Below are 19,108 nucleotides of genomic sequence, written 5' to 3'. Positions count from 1 at the left end.
CAAATAGATATATAACGGGGTGTTATTTACTTTAATATAAATACAGAAAGGAGGAGATATTAACTAAAGAATGATTATTTCATTCTCTATTCATTCAAAAATTTGATATTAAAAGTGACCAATTTGAAAGGTATGACAACAAATTATCTAAGTCATAATATACCCAAGTAAAAAACAACCTGGACCTTCCCAAATTGCTTTTTACCAAGGAGATGAAAATTTAGAACGTGAAGGCTAAGCTACCTGACGCACCAAATTGATTATTTCCTGCGTAACTGCCGGCTAGATCGATGCTAACAACGTCAAATGGACTGAAACCCAATCCAAATGTGACAGAATTGTCTACCGTACTTTTGGTATCGATCTCATAACCTAATCGTAATTGAGCCCAGTCCCAAGCGTTCGCTTCTGCTCCGAGCCGGACAAACTGCGTATCATCATCGACTCCAACAAAACGCGTTTGAGCCGTCAGATCAGCGTCTGCCGCCAAGGTAAAGAACTCTGAAACGAAAGCTCCCCCTACTGTTATCTGTGGTGACAGTTCATAAACAAAGTTTGTTTCAGTTGTTATTGATTGTTTTAGAACGTCTTTAATGGCTAACGCGCCTCTAAAATTATCACCAAGTAACCATACGGCACCCAAATCTAAGTTGAATGCTGACTCTGTTGTTTCTCCTTCATCATAGTCATTGATTTTGAAGTCATTAACATTGATGTTTTGCGAATACGTAGTCAGGTTTTGAAACTTAGGAGTCACACCAAAAGAAAATTGCTGACCACCGACATTGAGTTGCTTTGCTAACGCTACCCCCACTTCGGTATAGCCAAAGGCAACCAAATCTACAGTGGTGTTTTGAACCCGCTGAGTGGTATCGGTCAGACCATCCGATACTTTCGACGCTACATCTGTTACTCCGATGACTTCAACATAGCCGGCAGTAAATAAGTTCGCTGACACAACTTGAGTTGGTATTGCTACCGCAACTCCCAAGTTCCCAGATGCGGTAAGAGGCTTGTGACCAGACAATGAATCTAGGTGACCATTTAGCTCTTGGAGTAAAGCTGTACTAGGTGATGACTGCACTTTTTCAAACGTATTTTGCACGTCATCAATGAGTTCTATTGCGTTGTCGGTATCTCGAACTTTCACTCCACCAGCGGGAATAAGCAGTGCGAAATCATCTGAATCTTCACTAACCGCAGCAAGCGCTGGATTGTAGAATGGAGCAACTAAGTATTCCCCTGAGGCAACCCCAGTATTCCCCATACCATTTCCGCGCCCATCGGCGACATGATTAGCTGCGCTGACAGACAGCGACAACAAGGATAAGCCAAACACCACTGCATTTTTGTTATTCATAATCTATTCCAATTATTATTTATATAGCTCAACTATTTTCATAAATGATATGAAGATAATCTCTCTTTCAATAGATTATTGTAATGTATGGCTTGGATGATGACCGCAATTTAATGTGATCTACAACGCCTTTTAGGAAGGTTGAACCGGAAAAGAAACAGAATGTTAATTTAGGAAAGTAAAAAGAGATTCACCAGAAACGAGCTTTTCTTTCTGAGATTTTGGCAATTGCTTGATTTTGTATTCTAGCTTTAACGCTGCGCTTTTAGAGTCAGCAACATAGAACCACTCAAGTGTTAAAGGCATTTTTCCGCGTAAAAATTTTGCTCCTTTACCCGCTTGATGCTGGCGAAACCGACGAATGACATGGTCGGTTACGCCACAATACAAAGACGCGTTTTTGTCTCTTACAAGGTAAACAAACCATGCGTCTTTATTGATCATTGATTAATTAGTGCTCGAAGCTGATCAAGGGAATCCTTAAGCTCAGATACTTCTAGTTTAAGCTCAGCAACTTCATTTTCTAGCGCATCTACTCTCGCTGTATCACCGGAAGGCTCGATAGAAACAGTAGCAAGTGATTCGATATCAACCTCACCACAGAATAAGTGTTGATAGCGAGATTCGCGCTTTCCAGGTTCACGAGGTAGTTTTACAACTAACGCCCCTTCTTCACGTGCAGCAAGCCCTTCCAATACACTTTCAGTTTCTTTTACATCAGTAAAGGTACAAAGCCTGTTTGTACGTGTACGGAGTTCTCCTGGAGTTTGCGCTCCTCTGAGCAGCATGCAGCAAACTATCCCTTTTTCTTGTGCAGTAAATTTCAAGCTTCCAAATTCTGTATTACAGAACCTATGCTGATACTTCGCAGCGCGAGAGTTAAAGCTGCTTTCGTCGGTAACGAGCCTACGTTGTATAAGCGAGTCCAAGGCGTTTTGTACATCACCTTCAGATAATGAGAGCACAGGGTCTCGATTACTCTTCTGATTACATGCAGACGTTAAGCTGTTTAAAGTAAGCGGGTAATGATCTGGCGTAGTCACTTCCTTTTCTATTAAGCAGCCAATCACGCGAGCTTCAATAGCGTTCAATTCAATGCTCATTCAACCTTCCTTTTTGTTCTCCCCCCTGATACCAACCCTTATCTAGTGGTTAGTGACCAAAGGAATTCGTTGTGGCTTGCCATCCAAAGATAGAACAACTATTTTGCTTCGGCTCAGTTCTATCTCGGTAATTTCTTGTAACTGACGACCTGTTTTATACGAGGAACCTAGCTTACTTCTTGTGGAAGTACCGTTCTCTTTGGTGTCGCATTCATCGATAGGTGTCATAGATTCGTGGTAATTGTTTAAATACTTAGGAAGATGATATAGCGGTTCAGGAGTTCAACACAACTGTTCTCAGAGTGTATGTTTAATTTTTCACCATAAGATGCAAGGGATTGATCTAAAGTCTGTTAAGCGTTCCTGCATTATGTTTTAATCAAAAAAAGTTACTCGTTTTGATTTTGGGGAAAAAATCCTATGAACAACGTATTTGAAATCGTTAACCAAGCTCGTCGTAAGAACAAACTAAAGCGTGAGTTGCAGGACAACGATAAGAAAATTCGTGATAACACTAAGCGTGTTGATCTACTAGAAAACCTATTGGACTACATCAAGCCAGAAATGAAGCCTGATGAAATCGTTGCTATCATCAAAAACATGAAAGCCGATTATGAAGATCGCGTTGATGACCACATCATTAAGAGCGCTGAAATATCTAAGGTTCGCCGCGACATTAGCCGTAAAATCCGCGAGCTAACAGAAGCAGATAAGCAAACTCAAGGTAAAAAATAAGCCTACTCGCTTATCCAAAACCGCTTTCGAACCCCTGCTCCGCAGGGGTTTTTATTTTCTTTCCTTTAACAAATTTCACGCCAAACCTTACTGATTGATTCAACATATATCGGTATACAACATTTATTTTTCACGTTTAACGTTTGCGTAATCGCTTACTTTCACTTTCCTTAACACCTTGTATTCCAGACCTATTCAGCTCTTGTTATAGTTAAGCAAAATGACCATTCGGGGCAAGGATAACCCCCACCATCTCATGAAGAGAAGAATTGGTAGCTGTAACACCGATGAGACTATGAGGGTCAATTAATGGAATTTAGCACTGTAGAAATTTTAGGTTACGCATCGTCAATTATGGTAGCGATCTCGCTTATGATGAAAGACATCGTATTGCTTCGAGTCCTTAACTTTATTGGCTGCGCGCTTTTCACAAGTTATGGATTAATGATCGACGCTATGCCTGTAGTCGTCACCAACGGATTTATCGCTTGTGTGAATGTATACTTCCTTCTCAAGATGTATAACGAGAAAAAATCAGAAAACTTGGAAACGGCAAAAGCGTAAACACTTTTCCCTAACCAATTAAAGTGCAGCCAAGTTTTAAAAGAAAATGCTATACCCAAGTCACGTCAAGATACTTGGGTATAAATAGCAAAAGACCCAATCGCATTGCCATTGGGTCTTTTACTATTTTTGATAAAAAACACTGAATTTGTTAAAAAACTCTATGTTTGGTAAGAAAGAGTCTGAAATACGGGATACATACTCGCCCCGTAGGATGACAAATACTTTCCAACTCTGGAAGAGGCTATCTCTGCAACTGGGTAATCAAAGCGGCTATTCCACTCAGCAGTTAGATCCATCTCTTTAATCAATGCATCGCTTATTGCCTTTGGCGAGGTTCCACCAATCACAACACATTCAGGGTCAAACCAACTCAGAGTAAGCAGTAATGCAGGCATTAACCTTTCAGCAGAACGTTTAATCCAATTCGCAACAATCGGATGAGAGATGTCGGGAATGTCTTCCAATTTCACCACATCTAATCCTGCATCTTGAAGTTCAATGATCAGTTCTCGAAGGCACGGCCTCAATTTGTCACGTCGATTAAAAAACGTTCCAATTTCACCAGCATTGTTGTGCCTGCCTGAATAAAGTTTTCCATCCATGATCACGGCCCCGCCAATCCCGTGACCAATTTCAATCAGAACTAAATGCTTTGTCTCTTCCCAAAGCCCGGAATAATATTCACCGACAGCAGCAACCTTACAGTCGTTATCGATCCAGACTGGGTAATCGAACTGCTCTCCGAATAACGCCGCTAAATCGACATCTCTCCAATGTTTCATCTGATCGATCGTGTGCACACATTTGCCATCAGACATATGCGGACCTGGCATCGAAACCCCTATTCCCAGAATTCGAGCATTCATTAATCTATGCTTTATCGTCAGTTTCTCTATCGATTTCTCAATGAGAATTACGGTATCTGTTACGGGTTGAGATTCGTCGTAAAAAATTTCAACGCGATCCAATATCTCACCAGTAAAATTGGCAAGCGCTAAATCTATCTTTGCGATATGAAAAGCCACACCAAAAGTAAAAGCGGCATAAGGCGATAATGAAACGGGTTTTGCTGGCTGTCCACGACCGCCTTTCACTCGCTCACTTTCTTGAATAAGTTGTAAGCTCAATAGCTCTTTACAAAGAGTCGTCACAGAGCCTGTACCAAACCCTGTTAACTCGGCAATTTTTGTTCTTGGTAAAGAACCGTGTTGACGAACAACGCCAAGAACCTTTTTTTGCCCTTCTGTCAGGCTAAGTTGAAGTGGTTTAATTGGAGACAACATGTTCCGATACTTTTTCCCTTTATACTGCTTTTACTTTAAAAAAATACATGAGCTTATTGAGCTAGAGTCTGTTGACCTTTCGCGGTTAAATTATATTTTCTATCATCAACATTCGGTATTTTAGACGGGTTCAAGCCCTGCTTCGTAAACCAAAGATTTCAGCATTGCTATATCGTCGTGGCTGATCATATCAATGAGTCCGTCACGTAACCAACCGATTATTTCATTATGAACATCATACCCAAAATGCCGATTAAAATGTTCAGTAGGAGATAAACCGTTACTCATTGTTGGCAAAAACATTCTGACACACAATCCTGCGGCCTTATATGCCTGTAGATCATCAACATGAACATGAGGATACTCAACACAAACGCAATCCGCATTAGAGGCCTTAACCGCTGCAAGCTGATCATTGTAACGTGCCAACGTCACCACTTGAATGTTCAAGTTTTCTATCTCGTTTTTAGCGATATTGAGTAAAACGTGGTCGAACGAAAGAAGCTGAATGTGTTCGATGCTACCGGGTAACGAATTTAGCAGTTTATCTAGCTCGCGAATAAATTCCATATGTCGCTTGCGTTGTTTCACCTCAACAACCAATCCAACCCCACTATCCATTGCCCAAGTTAAACATTCTCTAAGCGTCGGAATTTTAGTGCCTGCAAACGATGGGTGAAACCAACCACCAAAATCGAGCGCGCTTAAATCAGACAAACTCATTTGCTCAACATACCCAGTTCCGTTAGAGGTGCGGTCGACACTGTGGTCGTGGATAACAACAATCTCATTGTCTGTGGTCATCGCTACATCTATCTCAATGGAATGTGTTCCTTCCTGCAACGCTCCCTCAAATGCAGGAAGTGTATTTTCTGGATAAACATGACAATACCCCCTATGACTATTAACGAGGACCTTTCCCAAATGAGCCACATGGAAATTAAATGACATACAGCAACCTTATTCTTTATACAAAAGTTTAATAAAACTGTAATCCATCTATGAGTGATGTTCAATCTCTTATTGTTGATTATTTTATTATTATATTATCCATTTACTATTCAAATATTTATGTATTTACAGCTTACAAAACTGGCTTTACTTATCCAATAACTAGAAGCTCGTCACAATATTTTTGAGAATCATTGATTAGGATTATTCTTTGTAGGCAAGTTTAATAAGGAAGAAAAAAGCCGATGTTGCAAATTAAGGATGTGACTAAGAAGTTTGGAGACTTTGTTGCTTCAGACAATATTTCATTTGAAGCAAAAGCCGGAGAGTTTGTTACCCTTCTGGGTCCAAGCGGATGCGGAAAAACCACCCTTCTAAAAATGATAGGTGGATTTCTGCCTTTGGATTCTGGCGAAATTCATATCAACGGACACCAAGTCGATCAACAACCGCCCGAGAAACGAAGCACAGCAATGTGTTTTCAATCTTATGCTCTCTTTCCGCATTTAAGTGTTTCTCACAACATTTGCTTTGGGTTGGTTCAAAAGAAGATGCCGATAGAGGAGCAGCGCACAAGGTTAGCCGAGGCAATCGCTCAAGTCGGGCTAGAAGATCATAAGGATAAATTACCATCCCAGCTTTCTGGCGGTCAGCAACAACGTGTTGCTCTAGCACGAGCAATGGTCATGCGACCAGATGTGATTCTATTTGACGAACCGTTATCTAACCTTGACGCCAAGCTTCGTGAAAGCGTCCGATTCGAAATCAAATCGCTTCAGAAAGAACAAAACCTAACAACAGTTTATGTGACTCACGATCAAGCTGAAGCATTGGCAATGAGTGACAAAATCGTGGTGCTGAATAAAGGCTGCATTGAACAGATAGGCTCACCTGAGCAAATCTACTATCAACCTAAAAACCGGTTTGTGGCCGATTTTATAGGAGCTGCAAACATTCTACCTGCCAAGGTTTCTCACACTGACACCGCCAATTTATACCGAGTCGAGTGCGAACTTGGCATCTTTATTACCCAATCCGACACCGCGCCTATTTCAGAAAACATTTACGTTTGTTGGCGTCCTGAATCGGCTCATGCAGCACTTAACGGCGACGAAAATCAATTCCTAATCCAGGTCGAGAATCTCGCTTTCCTTGGGAATGTCACTGACTTATTCGGGCGAGCAGCGGACGAGCCTTGTGGTCAAAAAATTCGCATTCAGCTCCATCAAAAAATGAGCTGCAAAGCTGGCGATAAAGTCTCGTTTCAATTACCAAGAAACGCGATTCGTTTTTTGGAGGGGGTCTAGCCGTGAAAGCCTACGTTCTTCTTATTCCAGGCTTAGGGGTGATTCTGTTCTTGATGGGCAGTGCTCTCTATGCCGTTATCGCTCAAAGTTTTGGTATGGTCAGCCTCACAGGTGAATCATCGTTTACCTTTACTTTTTGGCAGGAGATGATCTCCGATCCAATTTTACAGCGTTCGCTCGCTTATTCGTTGCGTACTTCCACACTAGGCAGTTTGGGCGCCATCATAATCGCCTACCCCATTGCCATGTGGTTAAGTAAGCCGTTACCCGCAAAACCACTACTCATAGGGGTGTTGCGTGCTCCAATGTTTGTGCCAGGGTTGGTCGCCGCGTTCTTGCTTATTAATGTTATCTCTTATCATGGCATTTTTAATGAAGGGCTAATGGCTTTAGGGCTTCTCGATAAACCGCTTCGCTTAACAAACGATAAGTTTGGTTGGAGTGTGATCCTATTGCAAATCTGGAAAAACGTCCCATTCGCACTCATTTTATTGGGTGGTGCCGTCAATAGTATTCGGAGTGACATTCTTAATGCTGCAGACGATTTAGGGGCATCTCGGTTTGCAAAATTTAGACAGATCATTTTCCCTCTCACCATTCCTGCGTTGCAAGCCTCTTTGATTTTGATTTTCATCGGTGCACTGGGAGATTTTGCCTTCGCCTCCATTGCAGGCTCTCGCAATGCTTACTCTCTTTCTATGCTTATGAATTTCACTGCCACGCAATACTACGAATGGGAAAAAGCCGCTGTTATTGCGATGGTGATCATGCTTGTTGCGGTGATATCTGCGATTGTCATTACTTTAGTTACGCAACCATTCGCGACTAAAACTCGCTCCGTTATTACGACCATTCAAGGGAGGGATTCGTAATGACTAAAAACAACAAATGGGTCATCTATCTAAGTATCGGGTTTTTCATTGTAGTCAATGTATTGTGGCTCGGAATTCCTTTCGCAATGGCAGTACTTTGGTCCCTCGTCGACCCAGCTCATCCCTGGAGTTTCCCCGATATTTTCCCGCAAGTTTTGTCTTTCGCCCGATGGTCTGAGATTTGGGAAACCACGTCTCTTGAAGAAGCGCTCATCAATAGTTACACCGTCGCTCCCGCCGTTGCGTTTCTCACGGTTTGCCTTGCTACTCCGACAGCTTATGCGTTTGGACGACTGGATTTCAAAGGAAAGAAAACTGCCGAGATCCTCACATTACTGCCAATGGTTATGCCTTCTATGATATTGGCCATTTTCTTCAGTGGAATGCTTCTACAACTTGGTATTTCTGAACCTTATGTGAGCATTGTTATCGCACATACCGTGCTAGCACTGCCCTATGCTATTCGTATTTTAAGCGCGGGATTTAGAGCCGTACCTCAAGATGTTATCGATGCGTGTGCAGATATGGGGGCAAGCCGTTTTACTACATTTCGTCATGCCTTTATGCCCATGCTGAAGCCAAGCATGTTGGCATCGCTTATTTTTTGTCTGGTGATCAGTATTGAGGAATTCAATATGGCCTATGTATTGGGAGCACCCGACTTTATTACGGTTCCAACCATTTTGTATTCCTTCCTGGGATACTCATTCATCCGTCCGGATGCGGCGGTGGTGTCACTATTTCTAGTGATTCCCAACGTCATACTTATGCTCATCATTGAGCAACTTTTAAAAGGAAATTATTTGTCCCAATCTACGGGCAAAGCTTAGTAAACGAGGAAATTATGTTGAAATTTACCCCCTTAAAAGCGTTGCTAGCCAGCATGGTGGCTTGTGTCGCGACGTCAGCATCAGCCTACGACGTCACTAAGATGACATGGAAAGAAATAGAGAGCCAAGCAAAGAAAGAAGGAACCGTAAGTTTTGCGGTATGGTATCTGCAACCAGGATGGCGCGAGTTCGTAAAAGGTTTTGAAGCTAAATATGGCATCAAAGTTCGTATCCCAGAAGGGACGTTAGACGGAAACCGTAATAAACTGATTGCCGAAAGTAAGCGCGAAAAAGGAAAACTAGACGTAATTGCTTTAGGTGCATCTAACATAAAAATATTTTCGCCAGAAAAAATGCTAATGAAGTTAGATTTGTTGCCTGAAATCGCAGATCTTAAAACAGAAAGTGAAGGGTTTGACTCTAAGGGTTACGCAGTCACATTTTGGGGGAATCAAACTGGTATCGCGTACGATCCTTCGCGAATAGACGAACAAGACTTACCACAAAGCTTTGATCAACTAAGCCAATATATGGATGCCAACTCAAAATCATTTGGCGTGAATGATCCAAATGGTGGTGGTTCAGGTGGTCGGTTTATTGAAGCAGCGATAAGAAATTACTCGGGTGAGCCCAAAGGCAAAACACTCAGTTCATCGGTTACACAGAAATGGAGTAATACTTGGGATTGGTTCAATAAATATGAAGACAAGATGGTTATTACCGCTTCCAACGCAGACAGCCTAACACGCATCAACGATGGTGAAATAGTACTTGCTCCAGCATGGGAAGATCACCTTGCGGGGTTACAAAAACGTGGGGCGATCACGTCACGCTTGAAGTTCTACATACCGAAGTTTGGCATGTCGGGTGGTGCTAATTTTGCGGCTATTGCTAAAAATAGCCAAAGAAAAGCCGCTTCAGTTCTTTTCTTGCACTGGCTAACCAGCGCAGAAACGCAGACTGCGTTGAATGCAAAATTCGGGGTTGCACCACAACACCCGAGCTCTGATGCGAGCCAAGCACTCGTCTCACAAGAAATGCGTAATCGCTCTACTCAGCCCTTTAACGCGATTTACGCAAAAGAAATGAGTAAACAATTTACGCAAAAAGTCCTTATGAAATAGCACAACGAAAATAGCGATATTCTGAATTAAAGAACGACTCCCCCTAAGGTTAAACTGAACTTATACAGTTAGACCACGTTCAATCTCCCCAACAAAGCAGGTGTTCGCGCACCTGCTTTATTTTATGGTGCCCCGACAGAGTTTGATTCAAGTGTATATATCCAAATGGATAGTAAATTAGCATCTATACTCTAGGAAAAATGAAAACTTTTATGTACATAAGGCTCTGGGTATATGAATTCGTTAATCAGGTTATTTAGTCTTTTCACCATAGTATTCTTACCAATTTTTTCATTTGCCAGCAGTTCTGCCATCAATATCTATCTGGATGCTGATCGATCCAACTCTATTGAATCCGCTCGGTCTATTGAACAAGGGGTAAGAACTGCATTCCATGAAGTCAACAATATCATTCAGGGGCGAGAAGTTAATTTCGTTGTTCTCGATCACAGGGGAAATTCTGTCCGAAGCAAGAAAAACATGGCGAAGTATCTTAACGATCCTAATGCATTGGTCATGTTTGCTGGATTACATTCACCACCGTTGATCAAATACCGAGAGTACATAAACAAAAACAAAATACTGATACTTGTACCCTGGGCGGCTGGTGCACCCATTACGCGTTATCCGAGCAAAGAAAACTGGGTATTTAGGCTCTCGGTAGACGACAAAAAAGCAGGTGAAAGGATGGCAAGCTTTGCTGTTAAAGACAGAAAGTGCAAAACCCCTCACCTATTATTGGAAGAAACGCCTTGGGGAAAATCAAACCAAAGAAACATGAGGGTTGCTTTAAAGAACTTTGGGTTAGCCGAACCCAATGTGACTTGGTTTAACTGGGGAATCAATGAATCTGGCGCTCGAATTAAAATTCGAGAAATAAGGCGAGCAAATGCTGATTGCATCTTATTGGTTTCTAATGCTTCTGAAGGTGTTCAATTTGTTAATGCAATGGCTTCATTTCCGTTAGAAGAAAGGCTACCAGTTGTGAGTCACTGGGGAATTACAGGAGGCGATTTTGCAGAGAAAGTCCCTCATACCGTTCGCTCTCGTTTAAACCTTTACGTTATTCAAACGTGCTTTTCATTCTTATCATCATCGCAGACAGCGTTTTCATCTAACGTACTCGAACAGGCAAAACAATTATTCCCTTCAGAAATCCAATCTGCGACCGACATAAATGCACCTACTGGGTTCATTCATGGCTACGATTTATCTAAAGTTTTGATTCAGGCTTTGTCTCAAATATCACTTGGTGATGATATGGAAGCCAACCGCTCCATGCTGCGTTTAGCGCTCGAAAATATCGACGTGCCTATAAAGGGGTTAGTCAAAACCTACCATAAGCCATTCAGTATGTTTTCAACGGATAATCCAGACGCCCACGAGGCACTGGGGTTAGAAGACTTGTGCATGGCTAAGTTCAATCAAACAAACAACATTTCTGTGATTCAATAACATAAAGTGATTAAGAAACATTAAAGTGAGTTGAGGAGTTTGCGTTTGCTTAAGTCTTTATCGGCAAGACAACTATTTATACTGTTCATTACTATCGTCGCCGCACTTTTTGCAGGGATTGGCGGTATGGTAATTAATCATCAAAGTAGAGTCGCACTGACATCAATTCAGTCAGAAGCCACCAAACTTGAACAGGAATCAGCTAAACGACACGTTTTGCAATACATTCAAGATAGAGAAACCGCCTTTAAGCATTTATCTTCTTCTCCGGCTTTGGTCAATGCCGCCATGGGAAACTCCGTAAGCACTCAAGAAATATTCGACCACATAAAGAAAGAACGCATTTTCAATGATTCGATAAAAGTCGCGTTATTCGATATAGCAAGTGATCTCGTATTTAACGAGATAGACTTTTCGTATCGCGATCAACTTTCTTTGGATTATGTTAATAAAATCCTTATCGACAATGGTTCACTCATTGTTTCTCTCGTTCAAAAGAACAAAAAGCAATTTTTCTGGATGTATGTCCCTATTACTTACAATAACTCCGTCGAAGGCGTGTTTATGGTGGAGTTTGAATTTAAAAGTAAAGACTTCTTTTCTGGTCTAACGAAAGACGGTCAGCGCTGGATTGCGCTTCAGCAACTGGAAACAAACGTAAACCCTCGCCCGTCACAAGCCTTCCCATGGCGCGTTTTCGAAGTTCCGGTTAATCAGTTTGGTCTAACGCTGCTGTATGGCATTAATACCGATTTTGAGAATCAACAACGAAGCACTTTACTTTATAACCTTGTAAGCACGACATTTATTGCGTTTGTTGTGTGTTTAATTGGCTCTTATTTATTTGGGCGAAAACTGCTAGTTCAGCCATTCGAAGAACTTGCACTCTCTCGTCAAAAATTGGCGGAATCTTCTAAACAACTGAAGATTCAAGAACAAGAATCGCGCCGGTTAGCAAAAGTGGCTAGGTATGCTAAAGATGTCGTTATCATCACGGATGTAAATGGGAAGATTACATGGGTAAACAACGCATTCACTCATCTTACGCAATATGAATCGGAAGAAGTCATAGGAAAAAAACCCGGGAGCTTACTCCAAGGCCGAGACACCAATGTAGATACTAAGCGACGTATCCGACAAGCAATAAACAGCCATAATGGTATACGAGAAGAAATCCTTAACTACAACAAATCAGGTGAATCCTATTGGATAGACATCGATATTAATCCAGTCATGGATGAACATGGCGTGATAGAAGGATTTATTGCAGTAGAAAGGGATATATCGGAGAAACAGCGCCTGCAAGCTTCATTGGAAGACGCACGAGACAAAGCAGAAAAAGCGAACGCAGCAAAATCTCATTTTCTCGCGAGTATAAGCCATGAAATACGAACTCCGATGAACGGTATTTTAGGTATTGCACAGCTCATAAACAAAACGGGTCTCACGGAGACTCAACAAGAGTACCTCGACACTCTACAAGGTTCTGGTTCTCATATGATGTCACTACTCAATGACTTACTCGACTTTTCAAAAATCGAGGCGGGTTTATTGGTGTTAGCTCCAGAAAATTTCTCATTGTTAGCGCTCATCAAAGAAATCGAAGCCACGTACACCCCACTTTGCGATGAAAAGTCTATCGAATTTAAGTGTCAGCATTCAATAGACGATACGGTGTGGCTGCTAGGTGATAAGGGAAGAATAAGGCAAGTTGTAACTAACTTAGTCAGTAATGCTCTTAAGTTTACTGATAAGGGCAGTATTACCGTTGAAGTAAACTTAAACACCCAGCCAGAAACTATGCAGCCTACGCTAAAAATTTCGGTATCGGACACGGGGATAGGCATCGACCCAAGCCGACAAATAGAAATCTTCAACCCATTTATTCAAGCAGAAAGCAGTACAACGAGGAACTATGGTGGAACAGGGCTGGGGCTCGCAATCGCCACTCAGATATGTAAAACCATGTCCGGAAATATTGAGTTAACGAGTACACCAAATAGCGGCAGTCAATTTGTTGCCAGCTTTGAACTACAAGTTGGTTATTCCGATAAAACCCAAATAAAAGATACTCACAAAGAATATCAAGCGCATGGCATAAAAGTACTCATTGTAGAAGACAACCGCGTCAATAGCCTGATCATGAAAAAATTCCTTCAAGCACGAGGTTTTGACTGCGATTTTGCTACAACTGGTAAAGAAGCAACCGAATTGACTGAAACAACTTTTTACCCAGTTATCTTAATGGACAACCACATGCCTATTATGGATGGAATACAAGCAACAACGCTCATTCGAGCACAAGAAATAAAGGGTCGGCAGTCAATCATCATAGGATGTACAGCAGATGCCTACGCGACCACTCGTGAGGCTATGATAAACGCTGGGTGCGACGACGTGTTAGTGAAACCAGTGAAAGAAACACTCCTTGATAATATGCTACATCGGTTACATAAAAACCTTGTCGCGTGACACAAGGTGTGGAGAAAGGATCTTACGTAATATATTGATATTACTTACCAATATACTTCTACGGCATATCAAAAACCTATGTCACTGTTGATATACACTCTCTTCAGAATCCTCACTTTTTATAATGTATACCCACATAGAAAATGAGACATAATCCACAGTATTAACCATTAATGTTAATGAACTGTAACAAGCAATCTCGCCGCGTATATCCCACTATTTCCTTTATATTTCCTACAGTAACGAAACTCTTCTCACCATTACGCCTTGCTTTTTTCAGCCCATTCGCACGTTGAGTGTTCAAAATTTTATTGAACATGAGCTTCAAACACACTAGCCTAATCATATTGAGACCAATAGTCTCAATATAGTAATTGTGATTATCATAATACATCCAACACCTACCACTTTTGGAATGAAAATCACTAAGAATGGAAACAACTAAAAGACTTAAGGAAATGAGCATGAAACTGAAACATAACGTTGCGACGTTGCTGTGTTTTGGTCTTGTATCGACCCAAACTTACGCCCTAACGCAAAAAGAAGCGAGTAATGTAGGCGCGTACATCGAATCGGTACTGGTACCCAATTACACAGACACAGCCAATTCAACCGGTACTACCTACAAAACCCACCAGCCCCCATCAATTAATCAGGCAGCCGAAGCGTTGGACTATTTAGAATTTGCTGAGGTTGTACACACGGCAAACGGCTCTCCACGCGGTTGGACAAGAGTGGAGAACGTTATTGACTATGATTCAGGCTTCTATGCGGGGATTTATCAAAACGCCAATAAAGTTATTGTTGCGTTTCGTGGCAGCGAACTAGGCACATCTGACTGGGTAACTAATGGCATTATGGTGCAGGATATGGTCCCTGCTCAGTATGCAATGGCCATAGAAAAGTCGATTGAAATCAAAAATCAATATTCTGGTTACCAAATACATTACACCGGTCATAGCCTTGGTGGAGGTTTGGCAACAGCGGCAGCAATTACAACTGGGGATCCTGCGACAGCTTTCGATGCTTCAGGTCTTGCCAATGCAGTATTAAATGAAATTAAATCCGAACATACTGCTCAAGGAAAACCATCTAATCAATGGCAAACAAACGCCAGCCAAATTACAAATTTCAATTTAGAAGGTGAATTTGTATCAGACCTAGACTATCAACAAGATGCCGACACTCTTGGTCCTACATCAAAGCAATATGGTGATATTCACTACTTGTCTGCTTCACGTTTCACTCCTTTGTTTCTGGTTAATAATGGATTAACACGCCACTTCACCACACCTCTCAAAGAAGAGTTGATGTTTCTTTCTCAACCCATCTTCCGCGTCGATACGAATGATCACAACGCGATTGACAATGACATAAATAACTTTACAGCCGCATTCTACATCGATTGGACAGATGACACCCTCGATGTTCTGTTTTGGCAAACCAACTTTGCAATCAATTCACTGCCAAGCTTGCTAGCCGACTTAGGGTTTTAACCGCGCTTATTAACCAGCGCGTAACGCTCTATAAAATCATTACATCAACTATCTCCCAACAGAAATTGTCTGTCTTAGTTAAAAATAAGGTGTTTATCATGAAAACGAAACCATCTACTAAAAGAGCTGCTGTTATCAAAACCGGAATAGCGGTTGCAATCTCTGCCGCAGCAATTGCAAGTATGCCAGCCAACGCAGAAGATAAGGTGCGCTGGAAAGTTCAAGCCGTATTTGGCACACATCTGCCCGCATTAGGCGACCCAATTAAATACGTATCTGAGCAAATTAAGAAAGCCAGCAATGGCAACATCCAATTCAAGATTTACGAACCTGGAAAGTTGGTTCCCCCATTCGGAATTACCGAAGCCGTTAAAAATAAGCAGCTCAACGCAGGTTACACGTGGTTAGGTTACGACCAAGGAAAAATCCCTGCTGCCGCTTTATTTGCTGCTGTTCCGTTTGGAATGGAACCCTGGGCTTACGCTTCTTGGTGGTACGATGGAGAAGGCAAAGCGTTAGCAGAAAAACTGTATGCGAAACACAACATTCACCCGGTTTTGTGTTCGGTTATTGGTCCTGAGACGGCAGGTTGGTTCAAGAAAGAACTTACATCTCTAAAAGATATAGAAGGGCTGAAAATTCGTTTTGCTGGGCTCGGCGGAAAAGTGATGCAAAAAGCGGGAGCATCGGTCACCGTATTACCAGGTGGAGAAATTTTCCCAGCGTTAGAAAAAGGTGCCATCGACGCCAGCGAATTTTCAATGCCGGCCATCGACCAAATGATGGGCTTTGACAAAATAGCCAAGAACAATTATTTCCCCGGTTGGCACCAAACCTTCACAGCCTCACATTTAGTTGTGAATACTGAAACTTGGAAGTCCCTATCTGATGGCCAGCGCGCCATGATTGATATGGCATGTACCGCAGGCACTTTCCGAGCGCTTACACGCGGAGAGGCCCTTCAAGGTGCGGTAATTAAAGGGTTTGAAGCCAAAAATGTAACCGCTCGTCAGTTACCCAACGAAATTCTGGGTCAGCTTAAATCGCTGACTGATGAAGTCATGAATGAAATTTCAGCTAAAGACGCAGACTTTAAAGAAATCTACCAGTCTCAACAGGCTTTTGCTGAAGAATACGATATTTGGAAGTCAAAAGCTTACTTACCTAACAATTACTAAAATCAACCAGAACACCCATTATTTAGTGGCGTCATTAGACGCCACTCTTCTCAGAGGACGCCGAATATGAGCTCCATATCTCTCCCAGAGTCCAATAAAAAGGCACTGCTTAGCCAGCTTCCAGAAACGAGCTTGTCTGTGGCTCTGGATAAGATCATAGGTAAAGTGAATGATTACATGATTTGGATTTGGCCACTCCTAATGTCGATCATCGTTATAAACGTTTTGATGCGCTACTTGATTGGCGAGGGCCGGGTTGAATTTGAAGAATTACAGTGGCACCTGTACTCTGCTGGCTGGTTATTAGGACTTAGCTACTGCTTTATTACTGATTCCCACGTTAGAGTAGACATCCTGTACGACCACTTTTCTATAAAAACAAAATGCTGGGTAGAGTTGATCGGCATCACCACGCTTCTGGTGCCATTTATACTGATCGTTTTAAATTATTCACTCCCCTTTATTGCGTATTCTTGGCAATTGAGTGAAGTTTCTTCTGCCCCTGGCGGGCTTCCTTATCGCTGGTTTATTAAGTCCATTCTTTTCGTTGGATTCGCCTTTCTTACTATCGCTGTAATCTCTCGATTGTCTCGTATCCTCACGGCTTTAATTTCCGGAAGATTCACCCAGAATGGAGATGAGAATGGAAATTAATGAAATTTTAGCAATTGGTATGTTCGCCACTTTTATATTACTGCTTTTTACTGGTTTTCCAGTCGCATGGATCCTTGGTGGCGTATCCATTTTATTCTCCGCCATAGCTCTTGGTTTAGACACATGGGCAGACACGTGGATAGGTATTGACTGGCAATATGTTTCTATCGTCATCCCTAGAATATGGGACACCATGAATAACTGGGTGTTGGTCGCGCTCCCAATGTTCATCTATATGGGGTTAATGCTCGATCGCTCTGGTGTCGCGCAAGATTTAATGACGAATCTCGTTCGGCTGTTCGGCAGAGTTAGAGGTGGATTAGCCATAACCGTCACCATCGTTGGCTTACTACTTGCGGCATCAACAGGAATCATAGGGGCTGCTGTTGTTTTGCTGTCTGTTCTTGGTATACCTCTGATGCTAAAGCAGGGTTACAGTAAATCACTCGCATGTGGAACAGTTTGCGCCACAGGAACGTTAGGCATATTGATACCCCCAAGTATTATGCTGGTCATGATGGGCGATCGAATTGGTCTTTCCGTTGGTGATCTGTTCCTTGGCGCTCTTTTCCCTGGTCTGCTGCTAGCTGGTCTTTATGTGGGCTACATCGTTTTCACAGGGTTAGTCTCACCAAGCAAAGCGCCGTTATCTGACACCGCTGAACCCGTATCCGTTCTTGTTATTTTACAAGTATTTCGAGCGGTTCTCGCACCTGCTGGGCTTATCGTCGCTGTTCTTGGGTCAATATTTTTTGGCATCGCAACCCCTACAGAAGCCTCTGGTGTGGGTGCGGCAGGCGCTACTCTTCTCGCTTGGTCTAAAGGCGCGCTGAGTAAAACGGTATTAAAGGAAGTCGGAGAAGAAACAACCAAAACCACCGCGTTCATATTTGCTCTTTTCGTTGGGGCGACAGCATTTTCTTTAGTACTTAGGGGGTTGGGAGGCGATGAATTAATAGAGGGTGCGTTAACGAATTTAGATTTGGCACCAAGCGGCATTATTATTGCCATTTTAATTGCTGTTTTCTTGTTAGGGTTCTTTCTGGATTGGATAGAAATCACATTGATTGTGCTTCCACTGGTTTCTCCGGTGGTTTCTGCTCTCGGGTTTGACCTGATCTGGTTTACCGTGCTTTTTGCTGTATGCTTACAAACATCATTTCTAACGCCACCCGTGGGGTTCGCACTTTTTTATATGAAGGGAGTCGCGCCAGATGGCGTAACTATTGGGGATATATACAAAGGGGTGATTCCGTTCATTTTGCTTCAAGTTACCGCACTTGCCATTGTGTTTAACTTCCAGCAAATCGTAACGTGGCTCCCTGGAATCGCTTACGGGTACTAAACCAAAAACGCAAACAAAACGAAAAGGTCAGGCATTGCCTGACCTTTAACATTAGGTGCGGTATAGCACTTTAATCACATGCCAACCGAACTTAGTTTTCACCACCATAGGTTTTAACACTTCCCCACTAAATACGGCTTTATCAAACTGAGGAACCATTTGACCTTTCTTAAACTCACCTAGGTCGCCGCCTTTCTTTCCAGACGGGCAAGAGGAATGTTTCTTAGCAAGCGTTTGAAATTTAGCGCCTTTCTTAAGCTGGTTAACAATATCTTCTGCTTGTTCTTTATGCTTAACCAAAATATGTAAGGCTGCAGCCGTTCTTGCCATAGGGGTACCCTCTGTGTTTGAAAGGCCCGAATTGTAACTCAAACAT

At 42.2% G+C, this 19,108-nt stretch carries 19 protein-coding genes; 12 read left to right on the top strand and 7 right to left on the bottom strand.

What is annotated here, in order from left to right; translation table 11 throughout:
* Positions 1-220 precede the first annotated feature (220 nt).
* The 4 genes from VPNCDNU1_RS24290 to VPNCDNU1_RS24275 all read right to left on the bottom strand — a co-directional run bounded on the left by VPNCDNU1_RS24290 (position 221) and on the right by VPNCDNU1_RS24275 (position 2,691).
* Entirely contained in the window at positions 221-1,360 is a 1,140-nt protein-coding gene (locus tag VPNCDNU1_RS24290; RefSeq protein WP_104402749.1) for a conjugal transfer protein TraF, read from the bottom strand.
* Positions 1,361-1,525: 165 nt separating this feature from the next.
* Complete coding sequence (locus tag VPNCDNU1_RS24285) at positions 1,526-1,804, bottom strand: GIY-YIG nuclease family protein (RefSeq protein WP_104402748.1); 279 nt, start codon at positions 1,802-1,804, stop codon at positions 1,526-1,528.
* The gene (locus VPNCDNU1_RS24280) at positions 1,801-2,463 is read right to left on the bottom strand and encodes a YceH family protein (RefSeq protein WP_104402747.1); all 663 of its coding nucleotides are present in this window, start codon (positions 2,461-2,463) and stop codon (positions 1,801-1,803) included. The genes VPNCDNU1_RS24285 and VPNCDNU1_RS24280 overlap by 4 nt, the downstream gene beginning before the upstream one ends.
* A gap of 42 nt (positions 2,464-2,505) precedes the next feature.
* Complete coding sequence (locus tag VPNCDNU1_RS24275; RefSeq protein ID WP_104402746.1) at positions 2,506-2,691, bottom strand: hypothetical protein; 186 nt, start codon at positions 2,689-2,691, stop codon at positions 2,506-2,508.
* Between the two features lie 192 nt (positions 2,692-2,883).
* Between VPNCDNU1_RS24275 and VPNCDNU1_RS24270 the strand changes: the two genes are divergently transcribed.
* Together VPNCDNU1_RS24270 and VPNCDNU1_RS24265 are read left to right on the top strand one after the other, a co-directional pair.
* Entirely contained in the window at positions 2,884-3,198 is a 315-nt protein-coding gene (locus VPNCDNU1_RS24270; RefSeq protein ID WP_101113960.1) for a DUF496 family protein, read from the top strand.
* Between the two features lie 309 nt (positions 3,199-3,507).
* A complete protein-coding gene (locus VPNCDNU1_RS24265) occupies positions 3,508-3,762 on the top strand; it encodes a YgjV family protein (protein ID WP_104402745.1) in 255 nt (84 codons plus the stop codon).
* Between the two features lie 161 nt (positions 3,763-3,923).
* Here VPNCDNU1_RS24265 and VPNCDNU1_RS24260 read toward each other — a convergent pair whose 3' ends face one another.
* Together VPNCDNU1_RS24260 and VPNCDNU1_RS24255 are read right to left on the bottom strand one after the other, a co-directional pair.
* Positions 3,924-5,048 (bottom strand): ROK family protein, encoded by a 1,125-nt coding sequence (locus VPNCDNU1_RS24260; protein WP_104402744.1) that lies wholly within the window; start codon positions 5,046-5,048, stop codon positions 3,924-3,926.
* 120 nt (positions 5,049-5,168) lie between these two features.
* Entirely contained in the window at positions 5,169-5,999 is an 831-nt protein-coding gene (locus VPNCDNU1_RS24255) for a glycerophosphodiester phosphodiesterase (protein ID WP_104402743.1), read from the bottom strand.
* A 245-nt stretch (positions 6,000-6,244) separates the two neighbouring features.
* On the opposite strand from VPNCDNU1_RS24255, the gene VPNCDNU1_RS24250 reads away from it, so the two are divergent.
* The 10 genes from VPNCDNU1_RS24250 (at position 6,245) to VPNCDNU1_RS24200 (ending at position 18,732) form a co-directional block, all read left to right on the top strand.
* Positions 6,245-7,306: an ABC transporter ATP-binding protein gene (locus tag VPNCDNU1_RS24250; RefSeq protein WP_104402742.1), complete on the top strand. Its 1,062-nt coding sequence runs from the start codon at positions 6,245-6,247 to the stop codon at positions 7,304-7,306.
* A gap of 2 nt (positions 7,307-7,308) precedes the next feature.
* Entirely contained in the window at positions 7,309-8,178 is an 870-nt protein-coding gene (locus VPNCDNU1_RS24245; RefSeq protein ID WP_201797162.1) for an ABC transporter permease, read from the top strand.
* Positions 8,178-9,008, top strand: coding sequence for an ABC transporter permease (locus tag VPNCDNU1_RS24240; protein ID WP_104402741.1), 831 nt, complete (start codon positions 8,178-8,180; stop codon positions 9,006-9,008). Before VPNCDNU1_RS24245 ends, VPNCDNU1_RS24240 begins: the two co-directional genes overlap by 1 nt.
* Positions 9,009-9,022: 14 nt before the next feature.
* Positions 9,023-10,132 carry an ABC transporter substrate-binding protein gene (locus VPNCDNU1_RS24235; protein WP_104402740.1) on the top strand — a complete coding sequence of 370 codons (1,110 nt, stop codon included), beginning with the start codon at positions 9,023-9,025 and terminating at the stop codon, positions 10,130-10,132.
* Positions 10,133-10,366: 234 nt separating this feature from the next.
* The gene (locus tag VPNCDNU1_RS24230; RefSeq protein WP_104402739.1) at positions 10,367-11,587 is read left to right on the top strand and encodes an ABC transporter substrate-binding protein; all 1,221 of its coding nucleotides are present in this window, start codon (positions 10,367-10,369) and stop codon (positions 11,585-11,587) included.
* Positions 11,588-11,632: 45 nt separating this feature from the next.
* Complete coding sequence (locus tag VPNCDNU1_RS24225) at positions 11,633-14,059, top strand: PAS domain-containing hybrid sensor histidine kinase/response regulator (RefSeq protein WP_104402738.1); 2,427 nt, start codon at positions 11,633-11,635, stop codon at positions 14,057-14,059.
* 464 nt (positions 14,060-14,523) lie between these two features.
* Complete coding sequence (locus tag VPNCDNU1_RS24215) at positions 14,524-15,555, top strand: lipase family protein (RefSeq protein ID WP_174715168.1); 1,032 nt, start codon at positions 14,524-14,526, stop codon at positions 15,553-15,555.
* Between the two features lie 98 nt (positions 15,556-15,653).
* Positions 15,654-16,733, top strand: coding sequence for a TRAP transporter substrate-binding protein (locus tag VPNCDNU1_RS24210; protein WP_104402736.1), 1,080 nt, complete (start codon positions 15,654-15,656; stop codon positions 16,731-16,733).
* A 66-nt stretch (positions 16,734-16,799) separates the two neighbouring features.
* Positions 16,800-17,387, top strand: coding sequence for a TRAP transporter small permease subunit (locus tag VPNCDNU1_RS24205; protein WP_104402735.1), 588 nt, complete (start codon positions 16,800-16,802; stop codon positions 17,385-17,387).
* Positions 17,377-18,732 (top strand): TRAP transporter large permease, encoded by a 1,356-nt coding sequence (locus VPNCDNU1_RS24200; RefSeq protein WP_104402734.1) that lies wholly within the window; start codon positions 17,377-17,379, stop codon positions 18,730-18,732. The genes VPNCDNU1_RS24205 and VPNCDNU1_RS24200 overlap by 11 nt, the downstream gene beginning before the upstream one ends.
* A gap of 51 nt (positions 18,733-18,783) precedes the next feature.
* Here VPNCDNU1_RS24200 and ppiC read toward each other — a convergent pair whose 3' ends face one another.
* Complete coding sequence (ppiC, locus tag VPNCDNU1_RS24195; protein WP_104402733.1) at positions 18,784-19,062, bottom strand: peptidylprolyl isomerase PpiC; 279 nt, start codon at positions 19,060-19,062, stop codon at positions 18,784-18,786.
* Between the last annotated feature and the right edge of the window lie 46 nt (positions 19,063-19,108).

Source organism: Vibrio penaeicida, from assembly GCF_002933855.1.
Taxonomy (GTDB): domain Bacteria; phylum Pseudomonadota; class Gammaproteobacteria; order Enterobacterales; family Vibrionaceae; genus Vibrio; species Vibrio penaeicida_A.
Note: the sequence above shows the minus strand (reverse complement) of the source record. Positions and strands in the feature narration are given on the sequence as shown.

What these genes read in the sequence shown, in the direction of transcription:
- VPNCDNU1_RS24290 (WP_104402749.1), bottom strand. Translation starts at nt 1,360, where the DNA reads ATGAATAACAAAAATGCAGTGGTGTTTGGCTTATCCTTGTTGTCGCTG.
- VPNCDNU1_RS24285 (WP_104402748.1), bottom strand. Translation starts at nt 1,804, where the DNA reads ATGATCAATAAAGACGCATGGTTTGTTTACCTTGTAAGAGACAAAAAC.
- VPNCDNU1_RS24280 (WP_104402747.1), bottom strand. Translation starts at nt 2,463, where the DNA reads ATGAGCATTGAATTGAACGCTATTGAAGCTCGCGTGATTGGCTGCTTA.
- VPNCDNU1_RS24275 (WP_104402746.1), bottom strand. Translation starts at nt 2,691, where the DNA reads ATGACACCTATCGATGAATGCGACACCAAAGAGAACGGTACTTCCACA.
- VPNCDNU1_RS24270 (WP_101113960.1), top strand. Translation starts at nt 2,884, where the DNA reads ATGAACAACGTATTTGAAATCGTTAACCAAGCTCGTCGTAAGAACAAA.
- VPNCDNU1_RS24265 (WP_104402745.1), top strand. Translation starts at nt 3,508, where the DNA reads ATGGAATTTAGCACTGTAGAAATTTTAGGTTACGCATCGTCAATTATG.
- VPNCDNU1_RS24260 (WP_104402744.1), bottom strand. Translation starts at nt 5,048, where the DNA reads ATGTTGTCTCCAATTAAACCACTTCAACTTAGCCTGACAGAAGGGCAA.
- VPNCDNU1_RS24255 (WP_104402743.1), bottom strand. Translation starts at nt 5,999, where the DNA reads ATGTCATTTAATTTCCATGTGGCTCATTTGGGAAAGGTCCTCGTTAAT.
- VPNCDNU1_RS24250 (WP_104402742.1), top strand. Translation starts at nt 6,245, where the DNA reads ATGTTGCAAATTAAGGATGTGACTAAGAAGTTTGGAGACTTTGTTGCT.
- VPNCDNU1_RS24240 (WP_104402741.1), top strand. Translation starts at nt 8,178, where the DNA reads ATGACTAAAAACAACAAATGGGTCATCTATCTAAGTATCGGGTTTTTC.
- VPNCDNU1_RS24235 (WP_104402740.1), top strand. Translation starts at nt 9,023, where the DNA reads ATGTTGAAATTTACCCCCTTAAAAGCGTTGCTAGCCAGCATGGTGGCT.
- VPNCDNU1_RS24230 (WP_104402739.1), top strand. Translation starts at nt 10,367, where the DNA reads ATGAATTCGTTAATCAGGTTATTTAGTCTTTTCACCATAGTATTCTTA.
- VPNCDNU1_RS24215 (WP_174715168.1), top strand. Translation starts at nt 14,524, where the DNA reads ATGAAACTGAAACATAACGTTGCGACGTTGCTGTGTTTTGGTCTTGTA.
- VPNCDNU1_RS24210 (WP_104402736.1), top strand. Translation starts at nt 15,654, where the DNA reads ATGAAAACGAAACCATCTACTAAAAGAGCTGCTGTTATCAAAACCGGA.
- VPNCDNU1_RS24205 (WP_104402735.1), top strand. Translation starts at nt 16,800, where the DNA reads ATGAGCTCCATATCTCTCCCAGAGTCCAATAAAAAGGCACTGCTTAGC.
- VPNCDNU1_RS24200 (WP_104402734.1), top strand. Translation starts at nt 17,377, where the DNA reads ATGGAAATTAATGAAATTTTAGCAATTGGTATGTTCGCCACTTTTATA.
- ppiC (WP_104402733.1), bottom strand. Translation starts at nt 19,062, where the DNA reads ATGGCAAGAACGGCTGCAGCCTTACATATTTTGGTTAAGCATAAAGAA.